Below are 18512 nucleotides of genomic sequence, written 5' to 3' on the forward strand. Positions count from 1 at the left end.
CCGTTGTGGCTAGAAGGCGGTCGGCGGGATCGCCGGAGCCGCTGAAGTCGGTGGGGTGGTCGCGTCGTGCGCAGGGATCACGTGGGTCCTCCCGGTGGGGTGGGGGCGCTCCCTGACGGCGCGGTGCTCGCGGGCACGCCCGCTTGCAGACAGCGTTGATCGGGCGGCGGTCTCGTCGAGGACCGCGCCATCAGGGAGCGCACGCACCACACCAAGGGCGAGACGTTTACGTCTGCCTACGACCCAGCGCGGGCAGTGTGATCTACGTCACGCCACGACGGGGAGGGGGAACACATGCCAGTGATCCGCGCACGGCGCGACCACACTCTGTTCCGCCCCCACCCGGTCCGCGTACGCCTGCGCGGCGCCCTGCTCGTCGAACACGGGGGCGGTGTCCGACTGGCAGCGCAGCCACGGCCGACGACAGCCGGACTCGTCGATCGACCCGCCGATGTGGAAGCCCTGGCAGGAGTCGCACACGTACGTGTGCTTCTTCTCGCCCCGGTGTGCCTGCCGCGCGATCTTGCGGGCAGCGCGGCGGGTGCTGTACCGGATCTTCCCGGACTTCATGCAGCGCACGAAGGTGAGGTCCTCGGTCCGACTCATGACGTCCTCCCGCGCGCACCACTCAGGAGCTTGCTCCGTGTGCTCTCGCTCTCGCCGCCCCACACGCCGTACGGCTCGCGGGACTCGATCGCCTTGTCCAGGCACCTGGAGCGCACCGAGCAGCCCCCGCACACCTGCTTGGCCTGGGCCACGGCAGCCTCCCCGGCTTCGGTGTCCGGGGTCGCGATGGGGAAGAAGATCTCCGGATCGACGTCTCGGCAGGCCGCGCGGTGTAGCCAGCTCATTGCGGGTTCCTCTCCGTATCGGTCGAGACGGGCAGCAGGCCGGGCAGGGTGGCCAGGCCGGTCAGCAGAGCGTGCGCGAGGGCGCGAATCCGCTCCGGGGCGAGCACTTCGGCGACGAGCTGCTTGTCCAGGTGCTTGAACGGGGTGGGGTCGCCCTTGCGGATGGTCAGGCCGGGAACGATCTCGCCGTGCCGGTCCACGGGCGCGCCCATCTTGAGCGCATGCTTCTTGATCTCGGCCACCACTGCGGGGGCGAGTATCTGCACCGTCAGTACGTTGTGCCGGTAGCGGTTGGAGGCGAGCGCCCACGCCACCAGGGCCGGATCGTCGCTCGCGAGCTCGGCAGTGGTCTTGCCGTCGTTCATCTGGGTGTAGCCGAGCCGGGTTTTGCCGATGTAGCCGCTCTGCCGGTCCTCCACCGGCATCACCGGCTTGCCGCTCTCCTCGATGGCGGTCAGCCCGTCATCGCCGAGCGCGACCAGCGCCTTGGCGATCGACTCCAGCAGCCGTCCCGCCAGGTACAGGCTGGAGGCGGCCTCGCGGTCCGCCACGGCGGGCGCGGGGCCCGCCGTGGCGTGCTCCACGCCAGTCATGCCGTGCTCGCCGTAGCGTTCGACTGCGCGTACTGCAGGCCCAGGCTGGCGCGGCGCTGCTCCAGCAACCGGTAGACGTGTGCGTAGTCGTGCTGGCTGACCGCGCCGTCCGCCTTCTCCTGGCGGAGGTTGGCGTCCACGGTGTTCAGGTCCTGCTCGGCGTCCTCGCCGCCGATGACCGCGATGGCGTGCGCCCACTGCGCCACGAACGCCTTGTCGTCAGGCACGTACTCGGGCATGAGCGGCGAGTCCTGCGCGTCCCCGGCACTCTGGGCGGGCTGCCCGGGGTTCGCGGCCGGGCTGGTACGCCTGCGGTTCTCCTTCTTCGCCTGCTCTCCCTCCCGGACGATCAGCGCGCCGAGCGCTTCCACCTCTTCGTGCTCGTTCAGCACGGCCGCGCGCAGCAGGTTGGACTTGGCCGCCAGCCTGTGCAGTTCGCGCAGGTCATCGTCCGTCATCGCGGGGTCGAGCGCCTGGTCGCGGATGTCGAGCGCGTCGGGCATCTCCACTCCGTCGCCGAGCCGGGAGGCGACCAGCTTGCCGAGGTCCTCCCCCGGCTCCTCGATCGCCGCGCCGACTGGGACGTCCAGCACCCGCGACTTCGTCACGGTGCCCGCGTGCGCCATGTCCAACGTGACGGTGAAGTGGAAGTCGGCGTCGAAGTTGTCGCGCTGCTCCGGCTTCGTCCCGTACTTGACGACGCCCATCCGGCCCTCGCCGAGGTCCTGGAGCTGGTAGTCCGCCCGCGTGCGCAGCGTCACGATGAGGTGGCCGGGGAAGGACAGCAGCGCGTCGAACAGGTTCTGCTCAAGCCCGCGCGTCTCGATCCACGCCTTGTTGTTGTTGCCGTTGTACTTGTTCAGGGTCAGGTGATCCACCTGGGACATCAGCCCGCCCCGGCCCGACCAGAACGCGGTGCCGGAGTCCACGACCAGCACGCCGATCCGCTGCTCAGCAGCGACGGCGAGCGCCTCGATCAGCAGTTCGGGCTTACCCGAGTTCATGGGCAGGTGGACGAAGTCGAAGTGCTCGGCGTACAGGGCGGCGGAACCACGGTTGGTGTCCACGACACCGACCGTTCCGCCCATGCCCTGAGCCATCCGCAGCGAGGTCCACGTCAGGCCAGAGCCGGACGGGCCCTGGATCACGACGCGCGACTTGAGCGCCACGCGGACGGGAGCCTCGAAAGCGAGGTTGCTCACGTGTTTCCTTCCGGTTGTGCGGTCGGAACTGGGGCCGCTCCCCTGTTCCGGCTACGGCTGATGTGCCGACCAGACCGGAAGGTCAGCGGGTGAGACGCATGAAACCGCCCCACCCGGGTTACCGTCCCGATCCGGCGTAACATCAAAGAACTATACTGGATCTTTAGTCAGCCTAGTCCGCCTACCGGTACGCCACAAGCCTCAGGTTTGATCTCGAACCCCTGGGAAAGTCAGGCACCGCCCCCCTAAAGTTGAGCCGAGGGCCCTAACCTTGAGCCGTCAATCAGGCCCCCGCAGCTTCCCCACCCTCGGAGGTCCCGCCCGGTGTCAGACGAAGTCGCAATACGCGTCGCCCCCGAACTCGACGGGCGCCAAACCGCGCGCGTCGGCTACGCCAACGTGTGCAAGGAGATCGCCGACCACGCCGCCGGCAAGGTCGCCACCCGAGACGACGCCAACGCCGCCCCCGGCGACTTCATCGAGCACGCACTCCAAGGCCAGCGCATGTGGCTGGAGCAGCTCCACCGCTCCATCACCCAGGAGCGAATGAACGGCACCTCGTGGGAGACCATCGCCGGGAAGATGCGGCTACCCGTCGCCCAGGTTCGCAACCAGTTCGAGCACTGCGACCTCAACCACCTGGCCGAAGAGAACGGCGAAACCGGCGTCTGGCGCGTCCTCGCTGAAACCTGCGTCGCGCCCATCCCGGGTATGTGCGACTCCCACCCAGGCAAGGTCGCCCTCGAACTGGACGACTGGTACAGGGCCTACGCCACCGGACAGCCCGGCGACCCCGCTGGCGCTGCCACCCCCAACCCAGTCACAGCCCACCTGTAGGTCAGAGCTGTCGATGGGGCGGCCCCGGAAAACGAGTACGCCGCCCCCCAGGACAGGCTTCACGGCAAGCGCGAGGAGCGGCCTCTACGCGAATGCCACCTGAACCGGGAGACGGCGTACCACCGGAAAGAAACACCACCTGAAGGGTCGCGTTTCCCGCCGCGAGTCTAGGCCCTGCGGTCCTCCCGCAGGAACTCGTAACCGGTGTACGGCTCACGCTCAGCCGGCGCCTCGCCCGAGCCGCCCGACTCCGAACCCGTCGAGCTCGAAGCCGCAGCGCTGCCGTACGCCGGTCCGGCCACGAAACCCACGCTCAGCAGAAACCGGCCAAGCCACGCCAGGCTGGGCACCTTCTCCAGCAGACGGGCCACCGTGTAGTAGCCGCTGATCGCCATACCGGTGACGACCGTGGTCGTGGCGTCCACGTCCAGGTCGAGACCCTTCGCGCCAAGCATCGCGGCCACCGCGGCGACCCAGACCGGCACGTACGTACGCAGGTGAGACTTGAAGAAATCGGACATCGCTCTGCCCTCCGGAGTGGGGGTCGTATGATCACGTCCGGGCGAGGATGCCGCCCAAGCCGAGCTAGCGTCCGCTTCCACTTCACTTCCCGATCAGGTTGAACACCAGCGTGACCACAAGACCCGCAACGGTGATCGCCGTAGCAATCCACATGTTCGTCCGCCTCGACTTCTCCGCGGACTCCTTCCGGCCGGCCAGGTCCTGCTCCACCAGTCGCAACCTCGCCTCCTGGTCGCCCTGGCTGGATTCGAGGTGTCCCACCCGCTGACCGAGCAGCGCGCCGGCGGCGATCTGAGACCGCCACTCCGCCGCCAAGTCGCGAATCTCCAGGCTCAGCTCACCGATCCGGCCCTCAACCCGCTGGATCAGCCGCGACAGTTCCCCCGTGGTCGGCTCCTGATCCGTCATCACTGCCCCCGCGCCCTCGACCTCTACCTATCGAGCGCGCATGCTGCCCGGTCAACCTGATTACCGTCCGACCCCAACACGGCAGACAGAGAACCTGTGATTCACAGATTAGTCAGCCTCAAATTGCGATGTTCAGATGCCATGAACATGTTTTATGGCAACATACGGATGTGGCCGCGGTCTGTGGAGTACCGCATGCAGTTGCAAAAGCGGGCAAATGACTCGCACGCGGACGCGCGCCCCAAAGCGCGAAAGGGTCTCCTGTCCGCATAAGCATCGCCAGACGCTACGACAGGAGACCCTTCCGTTACCTTTCCTGCTGCATGATCAGCAGGATGATCCAGACCAGAAACTTGAGCAGCTCAAGCACGGTACGGATCCAGTCACGCCGTCGAGGCTTCTCCTCGTCGCAGGCCATTGCTGACCTTCCTCCACTGGACTCGGGCGGTCCAATGGCGCCATACCCGGCGGACCGACATAGCACGGCGGAGTAGCGACGCGCCGAAACCTGAGGCGCACTGGAAATCATGCCCGAGCGCAAGGACTTATGAGGCGAGAACCGACAAAGCGTTCTTTGCTCTCAACTCTATTTACTAAAGCCGGTCACCGATGCCACGCACCCAGCACCGTTACCGACACCGCGCCCGAACCCGAGGTCCGGCGGGCCCGCACCTCGACCCTCTTACGGGCGCCGAACGTCCACGAGGCAGGAAGGAACCCGGACACGGTGATCGTGCCGGCGGCCGTGGACGTCTTCGTGCCGATCGCCACGCCGTCCACCGCGAGCTGCACCTCCAGCGCGCCACCCACGGTCACGTCCACCGCCAACGAACTGCCCGAGCGAGGAAACACCGACCAAGCGGCTGTCTCGAACGAAGTGCCCGACACCGATGTCACCTGCGTCGAGAACGTGATCCCGCGCATCCCGATCTGAAGCTCAAGCTTCTTCACCCGCGCCTGGAGGTCCTTCACGAGCGCCACCAGGTCATGCAGCCGCTGATCGCTGGCCTTGATCTGCGTCACGATACCCCCCCGATCAGACCGCCAGGCAGCGACTCAGCCACGGTGGTCGTGAGCTCCGCCGTCGTCACCGTCACCCGCTCGCCCTCGTCGGTGTTCGGGTCCACCCGAATGCTGATGATCTTCATTTCGCGGTCCAGGCCCGGCGACCCATCCGGCCGCTCCGGATACAGATGATCGTTCTGAATGATCACTGGCACGTTCGCGCCGACCTCCCAATCCCACCAGCGGACATTCGTCCCCGGCACGAGCTCGAACTCGAACACCATCCGCGCGCCCTTACTGGCGTCCGCGGCCCGCTGCGTCTCATCCTTCAACGCCTGCGGGCTGGTGAGCCCCTCGAACGTGTAGGCCTGTTCCAGCTTCGGCCAGCCGGCCGCGTGCAGGTCGTCTCGCACCACTTTCTCCAGCAGGACGCCGCCCTCGCTGAGGGCGAGCTTGCCGTAGACGACGGTGGCCAGGCCCGGCCTGGTGCTGCGCCGGAACTTCTTCACGTTGCCCGGGTACTCCAGCGTCAGGATCGACGACGGCGGATTGTCCCGGTTGACCCTGGACAGCTCGAACCGCGGCCGGTCGTTCTCGGGATCCCACGCCGGCTTCGCCCACCACTCGAACCCGCCCGGCGCCGCGGCGATGTCTCCGATCTGGTCGCCCGCCCGGGAGAAGTCCTCTTCCCTGTACTCACGGTCCACCGGCGTGGTACCGACCACGCCGGACGTGACGAGCCACCGCTTGTCCGCCTCCCCGCCGGTCAGGTTCAGAATCCAGTCGATCTCTGAGTGGGCCAGCGTGCCCGTCCTGGGCCCGGTGAAGGGGATGAAGCGGCGCCCGTAGATGCCGGTCACGTCCTCGACGCTCATCCGCAGGATGCCCGTCTCACTGTCGTAGTCGGTCGGGTCCACCACGCGGCCGCCGCCGACGAACCGCTCCCCCCGGTAGATCAACAGCATCGTGCGCTCGCTGCGCGTGGCCGCCTCGACCCGGCCGACCGTGTAGTCCTCGTCATACAGCGGAATCTCGGCGCTCAAGCTACCGGCACCGCCGAGCGCCAGCTCGAAGGACACGTTCTGCAACGGGAGGCTGTCGAGCGGCCGGTGAGAGGCCCAGTCGTACAGCACATACTCATACGGCGGGGTTGCGCCGCTGGAGTCCTCCAGCGTGGTCGCCGTCAACGGCACCTTCACGGTCCGGTTGCCGAGCCCGTCCACCGCGTCCACGCCCAGGCTGTACGCGATGCCCGGCGTGAGCTGGGTGAAGGTGAACACCTGGCTGGCCGGCCCCACCTGCGAGACCCGGGTCGCCCCCAGATACAGGCCGTACCCATCAAGACCCACATTGTCATCGGTGCTCGAGTCCCAAGCGATGGTGACCGCAGTCTGCGTGACCGCGACCAGCCGCACCGCCCCAGGCAGCGTCGGCGCGCTCGTGTCCGCCTGAGCGCGGACGGTCTTCGTCCCAATCTGGCTGCGGTTGCCGAGCAGGTCCTTGGCGTCCACGCCGACCGTGTAGAGGCCACCCGCCGTCAGCCCGGTGAACATCCGGGTGCGCGTCGTCTGGTCGGACCCCTGCTTCTGCCCGTTCAAGTAGATGCCATACCCGACGATCGTCGTCTGGTCATACGGTTCTTCCCAGCCGACCGTGATGCTGCCGGCCGCGAGCGCCGTCACCCTCACCACCGGAGTCACGGGCGGGGTCGTGTCGTTGATCGGCGTCAGCGTGATGCTGGCCTTCTCCGACCGATTGCCCTTCCCATCGACGGCGTCCACCTCGACGGTGACCGGCACGCCCGGTGTCAGCCCAGAGAACGTCTTCGTCTTGGACGACTGGTCGCTGCCGTCCTTGGCGCCGTTGCGGTAAATGCCGTACCCCGACACGCCCGTCCCGGAGTCGCTGGACGCATCCCAGGTGACCGAGAGCGACGTCGGTGTCATCGCCGTCAGCCGCAGGTTGCCCGGCATGGTGGGCGGCTCTTCGTCCGGCGTCGGCCCCCACGTACCAGCGGCCCACGCATAGTTCGGCGTGCCGGACGGCAGACCGGTGATGAGCTGCTGCGACCACGACACAGCCCCGGACACGAACTCATCCACGGCCGACGTCGAGTAGACGCGTTTGACCGCCCCGTCGTTCCAGTCGCGATACACATACCCCTTGTGCGTGTAGCCGGACGGCCACGAGGCTGAGGAGTTGTCGCTGCCCTGCACGTAGACGGCGCAGCCGATCAGTGAGACGCACCCATCCGGCAGGTCTGACGCGCTGTAGGACGCGGAGCCGGAGTTGAGCCCAGTGCTGGAGCCATAGAACTCGTCCGCATCGGACAACTCATACATCCAGATGCTGATGCGGTCAGTGCTGTCGCTGACGGTGACCGTGACTGACGAGTCTCCGCCATAGCTGATCTTGCTGAGCATGCGGAGGCCGAACGTGTGCCGCGTCCACTCATGCTCCGTGTAGTTGCCCGAGATGCTCGTCAGTCCCGAGTAGCTGTTGACGAACAACACGATCCTGTTTCCGTAGCCGACGCTGCCGAAGCTGTACGTGTGGCTCATGCTCGGCGATTGCGTGTTGTACGGCGTAGCCATCCTGACCAGCGACATAGCAACCCCCCGTGGCCGATGTCGTGATGAGGGCTGCACCATGCCCGGCCAGGGGGGCTACCGTCCGCGCCCGTCAACTCCAGGCGTCGTACGCCTCGATCACCAGCCGCGGCGTCCCGGCCTCGCCCGTGACGGGCTCGCCGGCCAGCGTGATCGTGTTGATGCCGGGGATCAGGTGGAACCAGGCCGGCAGATGCGCCAGCGCGCTGCGCCCTGGCCGCGGCTCCGGCCACACCTCCGGCGGGACATGCCCCAGCACCTGGCGCGCCGCCAAGTCGATCGTGAACGAGTACTGCGGATCAGCCGGCAGCTTGGACGCGTCCCCCGGCATGCCGCGCATGACCGTGCCCGTCTCCTCGTGCGTGATCGTCCAGTTCCGGAGCGGCCCGTACAGGCGCATGCGCGCCGGGACGGTCGCGTACGTGCCGGACAGTTCGATCGTGGCCGACGCCTCCCCCGGCAACGATCCAATCACCGCCGTGGCGGTCACCGGCACGAGCGCGTACCGGCGAGGGTCGGCGACCTTGAGCGGCAACTCCCAATGGAACGCCAGCGGCCCATCGTCGGTGATGCGGATCTGCCCGTCCAACCTGACGCGCACCTGCCTGGTCATGCGCGCGTCGGCCACCCGCAGCCACGCCTTGTTACTCGGGTGAATGGCGCGCAGGAGCCGCTGCTTGGCCGCCAGCATCGCCAAGTTGCTGTCCGCCACGGCGGTGCCCGCCAGCACGATCCGGCGCGGCCCGTGCCTGCCGGCGCCGTCCCAGCCGCCGTCCACACCGCCCCGGTTGGCGGAGACCGGCGACACCGGCGCCGACGACGCCCACCCCTCCGGCTTCTCCACCGTCCACGTCACGAGCTGCGAGTCGAGCACGTTGCCCGCCCACGCGCCCAGCCGGTACACCGGCGTGGCCACGGGCACGTACGGCAGCCCCACGGTCGTCACCTGCTGCGTGTTGTCCGCCGAGCGCTGCCCGATCGAGTCCACCGCCGCCACCCGCACGTCGTACGTCGCCCCTGGGGTCAGCCCGGTGACGGTGTGCTTCCGGGTGAGGAGGCCGTCCACCGTGTAGTCCACGCCCGGCGTGGTGTGCACGGTCTGCTGGTCCACGATCACCTCGTAGCCGACCACCTGAAAGTCGTCCGCCGATGACGTCCACGCCACGGTGATGGAGTCCTCCCCAGCCGACGCGGTCACCGCGGGCACGGTCGGGTTGAAGTCATTCAGGGTCCGTACGACGATCTCGGCCGGCGTGGTGGTGCGCTGCCCGATGTGGTCCACGGCCCACACCCGGACCACATATTCGGTGTCGTCCGGCAGGCCCGACCGCGTCAGGATGCGCACGGTGGTGTTGGTGGCCACCGTCTGCCCGCCCACCGTGACGTCGTAGCCGACCACCTGCACATCATCCGCAGCCGGGTCCCATTCCACCGTCCAGCCCGTGTACGACAGGGCTGTCACGCGCAGGTTCGGCGGCGCCGCCGGCGGCACGTCTGCCGGCGTGACGTGCGTGAGCTGTACCAGCGCGGACCGGTTGCCGGAGGAGTCCGCAGCGTCCACCGCGACCTGGTAGGTGCCCTCGGGGTCGAGGCCGTTGAGCGTGTACGACGTGCCCGTCTGGTCGGCGCCGACCTTGCCGCCGCCGACGTAGACGCCGTACCCGGTCACGCCCACGTTGTCGCTGGCCGGATCCCACGCGACAGTGAAGAAGTACGGCCCGCCCGCAGTGACGCGCAGGTTCCCGGGCATCGCCGGCGGCTCCACGTCCGCCAGCGTCTGCACCGACAGAGAGGCCTTCGGCGACCGGTTCCCGGCCGCGTCCCCGGCGTCCACCTCCACCAGGTAGGTGTGGCCCGGCAGCAGGCCCGACAGCGTCCGACCAAGCCCCGCCGCGTCGGCGCCCTGCCGGACACCGTCCAGCCACACCCCGTATCCGGCCACGCCGATGTTGTCCGTGGACGCGTCCCACGCCACCGACACCTGCGTCAGGCCCTGCGCGGTCACCCGCAGGATGCCGGGCATGGTGGGCGGCGTCTCGTCCAGGGCGACGGCCACGCTCGCCTTGGCGGACCGGTTGCCCTCCGCGTCAACGGCGTCCACCGCCACCGTGTGCGTCCCCGGCGTCAGGGTGGGGAAGTTGTAGGTGAGCGCGGTCTGGTCGGCGCCCTGCTTCGTGCCATCCAGATAGATGCCGTACCCGGTCACGCCCACGTTGTCGGTGGCGGCGTCCCATGCCACCGACGCCGACGTGCCCGTCTTCGCCGTCACCCGCAGGTTGCCCGGCGCGCTGGGTGGCACCGTGTCCGGGATGGTGAAGGTGACGTCGTCGATCCACACGGCGTTCGAGCCGCTATCGCCCGTGGAGTCGCGGTCGTACCGGAACGTGATCTGGGTGGCGCCGTTCAGCGCGTACGTGCCCGGCTGCTGCCAGCCGACGATGCCCGCCATCCAGTACCGTTCCGTGGATCCGGTCAGGAACACGAACGGGTCCCACCGGTTCGTGGCGCTGCCCTCGGTCGAGATCATCACCCGGAACGTCACTGTGGTCGCCCCGGCCGGAACCGTCATCGTGCACGACGACGAGCCACCCGTCGTGGGCACTGCGGCGCTCTTCAGCGACCAGGCGCCGGCGAACTTCTGGCTGCTGTCCCGCGTCCAGTTGCCTGACCGCGGCACCACCGCCGTAGCGGACTCGAACCCCTCGGTGATCGTCGGCATTCTCCGACTCCCTTCTCAGATCCACGCGTCGGTTGCTTGAATGACCAGCCGCGGCGACATCTCCTCCTGGCCGACCACGAGCTCGCCCGACAAGCGGATCGTGTTCGGGCCTGGCGCCAGGAAGAACCTGGTGGGGAACCGCGACAGGAGGGTCCGGCCAGGCCGCGGCTCCGGATACACATCCGGTGGCACGATCGCCCACACCTCGCGCGTGGCCAGGTCAATATCCAGCGCGTACCTGGCGTCGGGCAGTTTTGTGCCGGGCTTGGTGTGGATCTCCAGCCCGAGCTCCTCCAGCTTGATCACCGGATCGAGTACTGGCCCGTACAGCCGGAACCTGGCCGGGATCGTCAGATAGTCGCCCGCCATGACAACGGTCGTGGAGCCGCTCGTCTGCGCCGGCTCGAACGTCACCTCGGCGTACACCGGCCGGCGGGCGAACCGGCGCGGATTCGACGCCTTGACGACGAGGTTCCAGTCGAACGACAGGGCGTCCCGGTCGGTGACCTCGACCGTGTCCTCCAGCCGAACCGCGGCCTGTCTCGTCAGGTGCGCCTCGGCCACCCGGAGCACACCGATACCTGACGGCGGCAGCACGCCGGTCAGCCGCTCCTGCGCCGCCAGCATCGCAATCCGGCTATCAGCGACCGCAGTCCCCGACAGGGTGACTATGCGCGGCCCGTATCGGCCTGGCCCGTCGAATCCGCCGTCCGCGTTGTCGGAGTCGGCGCCCAGCGTGATCGGCGTCGCCGACGACGACCAGCCCTCTTCCTTCTCAACCGTCCACGTCACCCCGTGCACGTCACGGGCGTTGCCCGCCCAGCCGCCCAGCCGGTAGACGGGGCTCGCCAACGGTGTCCAGTCCCCCACGGGCACCGTCACCATCACCGACACCGCAGGCCCGCGCGCCAGGCCGGCATCGACGGCGCGCACCGCGACCACGTGCATCCCGCCGGCTTCCAGGTCCTCCAGCACGTAGCCGAGCTGCGTCGTCGAGGCGGCCAGCGCCCCGTCAAGCAGCACCTCGTAGCGGGCGATCGGCAGCGCCCCGGGCTCGGCCGCGCCCCACGCCAGCGTGATCTGCTCCTTGCCCGCGGTCGCCGTCAGACCCGGCGGCGCAGACGGATCCCCGCCTGCCAGCGTGGCGGCATTGATCGTCGCGGCTGCGGATCGGTTGCTCATCGCGTCGGCCGCGTCCACGCCGATGGCATAGGTGGTGCCGCGCGCCAGCCGCGTGATCGTGTAGACCCGCCCAGCCTGGTCCGGGCCCTGCCGCACCCCGCCGACGAACACGCCGTACCCGGCGACGCCCACGCTGTCGGTCGAGGCGTCCCACGCCACAGTGAGAGACGTATGCGTGGCCTCGACGACGCGCAGGTTCGGCGGCACCGTGGGCGGCGTGACGTCCACCTCAGCAACCACGCTGATCTGCGCCCGGGGCGACCGATTGCCAGCAGCGTCCCGCGCATCCACCCCGATCACGTACGTCTGGCCGACGGTCAACCCGGTGACGGCGTAGGACAGCCCGACCTGATCCTGGCCCTGCTTGCCGCCGTTGACATAGATGCCGTACCCCGTCACGGCCACATCGTCGGTCGCGGCATCCCACTCGACCGAGATAGCCGTCCCCGTGATCGACGTCGCGCGCAAGCTGCCCGGCGCTGACGGTGCGGCCGCATCAGTACTGCCGTATCCGACGATCGCCAACACCGCAAGGTTGGAGCTCCCTGGGGTCACGCCCAGATTGCTGACGGTGAACGTGCGGGACCCCGGCGCGGGCATCGCGCCGTGCGCGAAGGCCGAGTTGGACAAGCTGTCGTCCACGCTGAAATGCCGAGCCAGCCCCTGATTCCAGGCTGATGACGACGCCGACCCGTTGGGCGCGTTCACTACGCCGAACACCCGCCCGGTCGCGTTGGCGGGAACCGTCGCCGCCAGCGTGGATACCGATGCGCTGGAGCTCGTGCCCGCCGCGGAAACGAGCCTGGTCGGGCAGTCGTCGCGCTCATGCAGGACTGCATGCAGCCGGGAGTCCGACATCTCCAGGACAACGGACGTCTCGTCGCCTACAGCGATCTTGGAGAGGACGTAGACGTGGCTGTAGCCGGGGGCGTGGTAGTCCTCGCCCCAGCCCGCGGGGGTCTTTTCGAGCGCATCCCAGCAGCTGACTACGAGGATCAGCCGAGAGCCTGGGGTGGGCTCGGTGAAGGTGATCGTATGGAGCCCAGCAGGGCCCCCACTGTACGTTTTCGCGATCCTGTTCGTCACATCTGCCCCCGCCTCTGTGACCGCCGAGCCCCGCCGCCCGCGAAGATCGGCGCACCCTTGACCGACCCGGGATGGTACGCACGGACCTCGCTAACGGCAGGCCCCGATCAACCCGCCGCAGGGCGGCCACCACCCCGGGCAGCCGCCCACCAGGTCACGGCGAGCCGACCAGCGCCCCCAGCCGCCGAGCCGCGGCCTCGCCGATCGTGACCTCGTTCTGGCCGGGCTGCGCGTGCACGATCACCGTCGCCGTCGTCCCGTCCCCGGTCCGCTGGGGCGCGGGCATCGCCCTCGAGGCCGCCCTCGACCCGCGGTACAGCGCGGCCGCACCCCTCTCGTTGAGCGCCTGGACCGCCTTTGGCCCGCCCAACGCCTCCAGCGCCTCCGGCGTAAGCACCCACTCGTCGCGGCCGGTCGAGTTGTTGACCACGCTCCGGCCTCGCGGCAGCACCCCGCCAGAATCGCGGTTGATCTCCTTGTCCTTGCCGTCGAAGCGAGCGATCACCGCATCGATCACCTTGCGCGGGATCGCGCCGACCAGCCGCTGCAACGCTGTCCGGTTCCCGACCGCACCGACGATCGCGTTCTTGATCGGGTTCAAGGTCGCGCGGGCGCCCGCGCCGAGCCCCTTCGAGAACACACCCCGGACAGCAGAGGAGACACCCTGAAGGATCTTCTCCAGCGGAGACAGTTCCTTCGTCTTCGTCTTCGTCTTCGGCTTCGGTGTCGCCCCCGTTTTGCCCACGGTGCCGCCGGACGCGAACGCCATCCCGGCCTGCCCCAAGAACCGCGCAGCGCCCGTCACGCCCCCCGTGCGGGCAGCACGGTTACCGCCGTCGATGAACTGGGGGCCGAGCGCCCGGGTCAGTTCAGGCCGTAGCCAGCTCTCGCCCTCGCCCACCATGGCGAGCAGCCGGTCCCGGCCGGGCGAATACCCCGACTGGACGCCGTAGCTAGTGGCTGTGCCAACGATGCCGCCCTGGGCGAAGTTCGCCGATACCTCCGGGAGCTGCGGCAGGCCGACCGCTCCGGCGATGCCATTCCACATGCGGCGGATGGTCCCGTACCCGGTGTTGATCACCCACCGGATCGGCGTCTTCAGCCCATCCGGGAGGGCCTCCCAGATTTTCGCGATGCCGCTCTTGGCAGTGCCAAAGGACTTCTCCATCTCCTTGGTGGTCTCTGCCACCTTCTTCTTCGCCGGCGCGAGCCCGGGATCGACCTGGGCGCTGATGTCGCCCCACGCCTTCTTCATGCTGCCCGGCGCGTTCTTGGACAGGTTCACGAACGGGATGCCGCCGGCCTTGGCGAACGCGTCCAGCTTGGCCTGGCTGGGCTGCTTACCAGCGTCGATGTCGCGCTGGATGTCGGCCCACATGTCCTTGACGTTCTTCGGCGCGCTCTGGCGCAGAGACAGGAACTTGCCGCCCCCGTCCTTGACGAAGGTGCCCATCTTCAGGCTGGCCTGGGCCAGCCCGGTGCCGAGATCGCGCTGGATATCGCCCAGCATGTCGCGCACCGCCTGCGGCGCGTCCTTCCTGAAGGTGGTGAACTGGCCGCCGCCTGCGGCAACGAAGTCGTCGATCAACTTCTGCGGTACCGGCACCCCAGCCGCGATCTTGGCCTGGATGTCGGCGAACATGCCCTGGACGCTCGCCGGCGCCCCGGTCTTCAACTCCAGGAATTTGCCGGACGCCGAGTTGGCGAAATTACCCAGCTTCTGGGCGCCGATCGAAGTGAAGGAGTCGATGCCGAGCATCGCCTGCCGCCACCCCTCCTGGAGCTCCTTCGGCGCGTTCTTCCCGAGGTTCAGGAACGGGACCCCACCGGCCTTGGCGAAGGCATCCAGCTTCGCCTGGCTGGGCGAGATCCCCGCATCAAGATCCCTCTTGATGTCGGCCCACATGTCCTGGATGTTCTTCGGCGCCCCCTTGGCCAGGTCAACGAACTTGCCGCCCGCCACGTCGAGGAAGCCGCCCAGCCGCTGCGACACCCCCGCCGCCCCGGCCGATGTGCCCCGGTCCAGGCCCTGCCACAGGTTCGCCCACCGCTCCTGGATGGACAGCCCCGCCCCGCCGAAAAGCTTGCCCGCCTCCTTGAGCATCGAGGCGATTCCATCCAGGCTGAATGCGTTCTTCAGGCCGGCGCCGGAGATCCTCTCCCCGAAGAACCCGGAGATGCCGCCCTTGACCGCTCCAAGCGCCCCGCCGATCGCCCCGCCGATCGCGGTTCCGATCCCGGGGATGATCGACCCGACCAGCGACCCGATCCCTGCACCCGCGCTGCCCGACTTGAACGCCTCCGCGATGGCGCTGACCACGCCCTTGTTGGCGTCGCCCTTGAAGGCGTCGGCGATCGGATCCACCAGCAGGCCGGCGATCGTCCCGACCACACTGCCCTTGACATGGCTGGCCAGCCCGGACAGCTTGCCACCAGCCTTGGGTAGTTCCTTCGCCCAGTCGATGTTCATCAGCGCGTCGAGCCCGATCGACGCGGCCACCCCGGCGACGAGGCTGGCCGCGCCCTTCCCGCCGGTCTTCAGCTTCCCGCCGAGCCCCCTCTTGCCCTTCTTACGCGGCTCATCATCGCCGTCCGGCAGATTGACGGTCGTGCTGCCCTTGCCGCGGGTGTTCTTACTGCTGGTGGTGGTCGTCTTGCCGTTGACGTATACCTTCCCGGCCTGGACGGTCATCGTGCCCACCTTCGTGGACCTCTTGCTGTCTTTGCCGTCCTTGCTGTCGCCGCCCCCAAAACTGGGCAGCTTCCCCAGCAGCTTGGACAGGCCGCTCATCTTGCTGAGCGTCTTCGCCAGCTTGCCGACCTGGTCGCCCAGCGCCTTGACGAGCTTCGTCACGCCGGGGATCTTGGAAAACACCTTGATCAGGCCGTTGACCTTGCCGATGATGAGCCCGATCGCGAGTGCCACCCCGGACAGGTACAGCGTCCACTTGATGATCTCGCCCGTAACCGGCGACTTAGCCAGCTTGTTCAACCAGCCGACAATCGCCGTCAAGGTATCGATGAACTCTGACAAGCTGTCCCCACCCACCGTGTCGGTCAGATTGCCCAGCAGCGCAACGACCTCCTTGAGCAGGCGGCCCAGCGACCGCAGCACGGTCACGGAGTCGTTGAAGAATTTCTGCGCCCGCTGCTGGGTATCCGGGTCGTTCGCCCACTCCCGGAAGTCCTTGGCCGCCGCCGACAGGTCATCCAGCAGCGTCCCCCCGGACGGCGCGGCGACCTTCCCCAGCGCCAGAATGCCGGCCCCCACGTCCTTGACCATCTGCCACAACTGTTTGGCCCGGTCCAGGCCGTCGCCGAAGAACTTCGCCATCGACCCGTCCTCGCGAGCCGTCTTGGTCCAGGTCGCGAAATTCCTCGCGCCGCGCTCGATCCAGCCCGCCAGCTTCTCCGCGTATGGCGCCCCCACGACGAGGATGTCCATGACGCCCTTGAGCGCGGACTTGCCCGTCCGCCCGAAAATGCCGACGATCTTGGTGTTGGACTGCATGATCGCGCCCAGGTCGGTGCGGAACTCCTTGCTCCCGACCCACTTGCCCCAGCCCTTGGCCACCTCGCCGATCTCCCGACCGGTGTCAGCAAGCCCGTCCTCCAGGGTGTCGAGCATCGGCATGCCGCGCTCGATCGCCTCCTGCAAGCCAGGCAGCAGCGCCTCCTGCACCGCGAACCGCAATTCCTTCATCCGCGGCTGGAGAGTGCCGGCCACGAACCGCGCGAACCTCTGACCAGCCGGCGATAGGTTGTCCATGGCCTTGGCCACGGCGGACACTCCGGCGCCCTGCTGCTTGGCCGCCTCCGCGGCCGCCTTCTGGGCCTTGGCCAGTTCCTTCTTGGAATCGACGAGACGCTCGTTGGCGAGCATCTCGTTCCACAACGCCTCACGGACGTCGCGCCGCGAGCGTTCCTCGGCCTTCTTCGCCTGCTCGACGTCCTTCTCCGCGTCACGGACGCGCTTCATCGCCTCGGTGACCCCGCGCTGGGCCTCGACGATGGCGCGGGCGCCATCAACGGCCGCCTTCGCAGCGTCCTCGCGCGCCTCCGCCAGGGCGTGCTCGGCGTCCTTCTCCGCCTGCGCCGCTGCCGCGATGCGCTCCTTCGCCGCGGTGACCTCGTCCGACCCTTCGACGCCCTTCGCGTTCGCCTCGGTCTGCTCGTCACGCAGATCGCCGTTGCGTTCCCTGACCTCGTCCAACCTTTGAAGCGCCTGCCGGTAGGCAAGATCCGCTTCCTTCTTGTCCAGGTCCTTCGCGAACGGGTCGGCGACGACCTTGTCCAGCCGCTGCTTGGCCCGCTCGACGGCGAGCGCCGCCCCCTCCTCGTCCAGCGCGCCGCCGCGCACCGCAAGCTCAAGATCCTCAAGCCGTTCCTTGGCGGCCCGCCTGGCGTCGTTCAGCGCCTCGGTGGCCCGTACGCCCGCCCGCTGCGCCTCCGCGTACCGGCGTTCGGCCTGCTCAACGCGATAAGCGGCGTCCTCCTGCCGTTCGGCCGCCTGTGCGGCTACCTCGCCCACGCGGGTCCGCGCATCCCCCACGGCGGACACCGCGTCCGCCACCCGCTGCTCGGCCTCGACAATGGCATCCGCGGCCGCCTGCGCCGCCTCCTTCGCATCCGCTGTCCGCTCGGCGGCGAGCATCCGGGCGTGGTTGGCGTCACGGATCGCCCGCTGCGCCTGCTGGATCCGCTCAGCGGCCGCCTCCTGCGCCGCGGCGTACGCGGACGCCGACTGGCCGCCCGACGCCTGCGCCGAACTGAGCGCGTTGACCGCCTCGCTCACCCCGGACAAGCCGAGCAGCATCGTGCCCAGCCCCTGCACCGCGGCGCCCGCCAAGCCTGGCAGCGCCCCCAGCGCACCCACCGCCTGCGCGGCGCCGGCCGCCAGCGCGAACAACCCGGAGCCCGCTGAGACCGCGGTGGAGGCGAGCACCGCCAGGCCGCTCACCATGAACGGCACTTGGGCGAGCATCGTCAGCGCCTGGCCCAGCGCGGCCGCGCCCTGCACGTTGACCGACACCGGAATGTCCCGGCGACCCTTGCCAGCCAGCTCGGCGAGCTTCTGCTCCAGTACGGCGATCCGCGCCTGCGCGTCGCCGTCGTCCACCTCGGGACGGATCGTGGTCTTGGTGTCACGCCCCAGATCGGCGATCTGAGCCCGCGCGGCCGCGTCGTCCACATCCGCGCGGACGGTGACGGACTGGGTGCCCGACAGCCCGGCCAGCGCCGAACGCGCGGCGGCGTTGTCGATCTCGACCTGCATGCGGATCTTCGCGACCCGCTCGGCCGCCTCAGCCGCCGCCTTCGCCTCGACCTCCACCCGGGCGGCGTCGATCTCCGCCGAGATGTGGGCCTTGACGCCCTTGATCTCGGCGTCGATCCGCTTCTGGAGCTTGCCGCCCCAACCCGCGCCCAGGTCCGCGACAACCTCGAGCTCGATCCGGCCCGCAGAGATGCTGTCGTCTTCGTCTGCCACCCCGCCCACC

The 18512-nt window shown here is 68.7% G+C and carries 12 protein-coding genes; 1 reads left to right on the forward strand and 11 read right to left on the reverse strand.

What is annotated here, in order from left to right; genetic code table 11:
• Positions 1–267 precede the first annotated feature (267 nt).
• Genes ACQP2T_RS61775 through ACQP2T_RS61790 form a run of 4 tightly spaced genes read right to left on the reverse strand, consistent with a single transcriptional unit; the run spans position 268 to position 2646 of the window.
• Entirely contained in the window at positions 268–606 is a 339-nt protein-coding gene (locus ACQP2T_RS61775) for a hypothetical protein (RefSeq protein ID WP_433513885.1), read from the reverse strand.
• The gene (locus ACQP2T_RS61780; RefSeq protein WP_433513886.1) at positions 603–851 is read right to left on the reverse strand and encodes a WhiB family transcriptional regulator; all 249 of its coding nucleotides are present in this window, start codon (positions 849–851) and stop codon (positions 603–605) included. The genes ACQP2T_RS61775 and ACQP2T_RS61780 overlap by 4 nt, the downstream gene beginning before the upstream one ends.
• Complete coding sequence (locus ACQP2T_RS61785) at positions 848–1444, reverse strand: hypothetical protein (RefSeq protein WP_433513887.1); 597 nt, start codon at positions 1442–1444, stop codon at positions 848–850. Before ACQP2T_RS61785 ends, ACQP2T_RS61780 begins: the two co-directional genes overlap by 4 nt.
• Positions 1441–2646, reverse strand: coding sequence for an AAA family ATPase (locus ACQP2T_RS61790; protein ID WP_433513888.1), 1206 nt, complete (start codon positions 2644–2646; stop codon positions 1441–1443). Before ACQP2T_RS61790 ends, ACQP2T_RS61785 begins: the two co-directional genes overlap by 4 nt.
• 324 nt (positions 2647–2970) lie before the next feature.
• On the opposite strand from ACQP2T_RS61790, the gene ACQP2T_RS61795 reads away from it, so the two are divergent.
• On the forward strand, positions 2971–3483 hold the full coding sequence (locus tag ACQP2T_RS61795; protein WP_433513889.1) for a hypothetical protein: 513 nt from the start codon (positions 2971–2973) through the stop codon (positions 3481–3483).
• 167 nt (positions 3484–3650) lie between these two features.
• Here ACQP2T_RS61795 and ACQP2T_RS61800 read toward each other — a convergent pair whose 3' ends face one another.
• The 7 genes from ACQP2T_RS61800 to ACQP2T_RS61830 form a co-directional block, all read right to left on the reverse strand.
• Positions 3651–4004 (reverse strand): hypothetical protein, encoded by a 354-nt coding sequence (locus ACQP2T_RS61800; RefSeq protein WP_433513890.1) that lies wholly within the window; start codon positions 4002–4004, stop codon positions 3651–3653.
• A gap of 82 nt (positions 4005–4086) precedes the next feature.
• Positions 4087–4413: a hypothetical protein gene (locus ACQP2T_RS61805; RefSeq protein WP_433513891.1), complete on the reverse strand. Its 327-nt coding sequence runs from the start codon at positions 4411–4413 to the stop codon at positions 4087–4089.
• 603 nt (positions 4414–5016) lie between these two features.
• Positions 5017–5436, reverse strand: a complete 420-nt coding sequence (locus ACQP2T_RS61810; RefSeq protein ID WP_433513892.1) for a hypothetical protein — start codon at positions 5434–5436, stop codon at positions 5017–5019.
• On the reverse strand, positions 5433–7979 hold the full coding sequence (locus tag ACQP2T_RS61815) for a fibronectin type III domain-containing protein (protein WP_433513893.1): 2547 nt from the start codon (positions 7977–7979) through the stop codon (positions 5433–5435). Before ACQP2T_RS61815 ends, ACQP2T_RS61810 begins: the two co-directional genes overlap by 4 nt.
• 121 nt (positions 7980–8100) lie before the next feature.
• Positions 8101–10746: a fibronectin type III domain-containing protein gene (locus ACQP2T_RS61820; RefSeq protein ID WP_433513894.1), complete on the reverse strand. Its 2646-nt coding sequence runs from the start codon at positions 10744–10746 to the stop codon at positions 8101–8103.
• 15 nt (positions 10747–10761) lie between these two features.
• On the reverse strand, positions 10762–13014 hold the full coding sequence (locus ACQP2T_RS61825; protein ID WP_433513895.1) for a fibronectin type III domain-containing protein: 2253 nt from the start codon (positions 13012–13014) through the stop codon (positions 10762–10764).
• Positions 13015–13168: 154 nt separating this feature from the next.
• Entirely contained in the window at positions 13169–18502 is a 5334-nt protein-coding gene (locus ACQP2T_RS61830) for a hypothetical protein (RefSeq protein ID WP_433513896.1), read from the reverse strand.
• Positions 18503–18512 lie beyond the last annotated feature (10 nt).

Source organism: Nonomuraea sp. CA-143628 (assembly GCF_050942315.1).
GTDB lineage: Bacteria > Actinomycetota > Actinomycetes > Streptosporangiales > Streptosporangiaceae > Nonomuraea.